Source organism: Vibrio sp. 779(2023) (assembly GCF_033344285.1).
Lineage (GTDB): Bacteria > Pseudomonadota > Gammaproteobacteria > Enterobacterales > Vibrionaceae > Vibrio > Vibrio alginolyticus.
The window spans coordinates 1-1,551 of sequence record NZ_JAWPOM010000079.1 but is presented as its reverse complement, the minus strand read 5'-3'; the positions used below and the strand labels follow the sequence as shown (position 1 = coordinate 1,551).

The following is a 1,551-nucleotide window of genomic DNA, read 5'->3' as shown; positions in this document are numbered from 1 at the left end:
TGGAGAGTTGGATTGCCTCATTGAAGCGTGTTCGGCTGAACAAGTTCGATGGGCTAAGTTGAGTGCGAAAGAGCGCTCTAGCTGTTTGAAAAACTGGCATCAATTGTTGATGGAACACGCTGAAGATATAGCGACCATTATTACATTGGAACAGGGTAAGCCATTGTCTGAAAGCCGCGGGGAAGTGAGCTACGGGGCATCTTTTGTAGAGTGGTTTGCAGAAGAGGCTAAACGAGCTTATGGCGAAGTTATCCCAGCACCTGCTGTAGATAGACGTTTATCTACAATTAAACAGCCTGTAGGCGTGTGTGCTGCGATTACACCGTGGAATTTCCCTATTGCTATGATCACACGAAAAGCGGCACCTGCGTTAGCTGCTGGGTGTGGGATGATCATCAAACCGTCCGAGTTGACCCCTCTGACCGCACTAGCGGTTGTTGAACTTGCGTATCAGGCTGGTATCCCTAAGCCGCTTTTACCTGTTGTTATTTCTGAACAGGCTGCTGAGTTTGGTCAGGTGTTATCGATGGATCCTAGGATCAAGAAGATTTCATTTACGGGGTCGACTCGCGTCGGCAAAATTTTGATGAAGCAGGCTAGTGAAACTGTTAAAGCGGTATCGATGGAACTTGGAGGTAACGCTCCGTTTATTGTTTTTGAGGATGCTGATTTGGAATCAGCTGCTGATGGGCTTATCGCGTCCAAGTTCCGCAATGCAGGACAAACGTGCGTGTGCACAAACCGTTTATATGTACATCAAAATGTCAAAGAGCGCTTTATGGAAAAAGTGCTCGCAAAAATGATGGAGCTAAATGTTGGGAATGGCTTGGAGTCTGGTGTGACAGTTGGGCCAGTGATCACCATGGCTTCTAAGCATCGTCTGGAGGCTGTTATTGATCAGGCGTTACAAGAGGGGGCTACCATTGCTAACCGTCCTCAAAAGCTCGCAGGGCGCTTTATGGAGCCTGTAATTTTGGATAATGTCGATCAAGGTATGGCTATCGTGCAGCAAGAGTTGTTTGGGCCAGTATTACCCGTATTAACATTTGAAGATGATGAACAAGTGTTAGCAATGGCCAATGATACTGAGTATGGCTTAGCTTGTTATTTCTATACCGATAGCCTTAAACGAATTATCAAGTTCACTGAAGGCTTGGAATACGGAATGGTTGGTGTGAACGAAGGTATCATCTCGACAGAAGTTGCACCATTTGGTGGTATTAAAGAGTCAGGTGTTGGGCGTGAAGGCGCGAAACAAGGGCTCGATGAATACCTAGAGACGAAATACATATGTCTTGGTGGCTTAAACTGATCTTTGGATGAGAGTGCAAAAGAGAAAGCTGGGTTTCTAAACCTGGCTTTTTGTTTATAGAGCAAAGAGGAGAGAAGGGTGTATTTCTTCCAGATGCAAAAAAGCCGCATCAAGTGATGCGGCTTTTTCTAATATGGCTCCCCCTACTGGACTTGAACCAGTGACCTGCGGATTAACAGTCCGTCGCTCTACCAACTGAGCTAAGGAGGAACAAATTTTAATAAGTGGTGCCGACTACC

1 protein-coding gene and 1 tRNA gene are annotated in these 1,551 nt (G+C 46.0%); one reads left to right on the top strand and one right to left on the bottom strand.

All coding sequences use genetic code 11. The annotated features are described in order from the left end of the window. The coding region (locus R8O70_RS25030; protein ID WP_318184439.1) for an NAD-dependent succinate-semialdehyde dehydrogenase at nucleotides 1–1,312 on the top strand (1,312 nt) is incomplete at its 5' end. 134 nt (nucleotides 1,313–1,446) lie between these two features. Here R8O70_RS25030 and R8O70_RS25025 read toward each other — a convergent pair. Continuing rightward, nucleotides 1,447–1,522, bottom strand: a tRNA-Asn gene (locus R8O70_RS25025). Nucleotides 1,523–1,551: the final 29 nt, after the last annotated feature.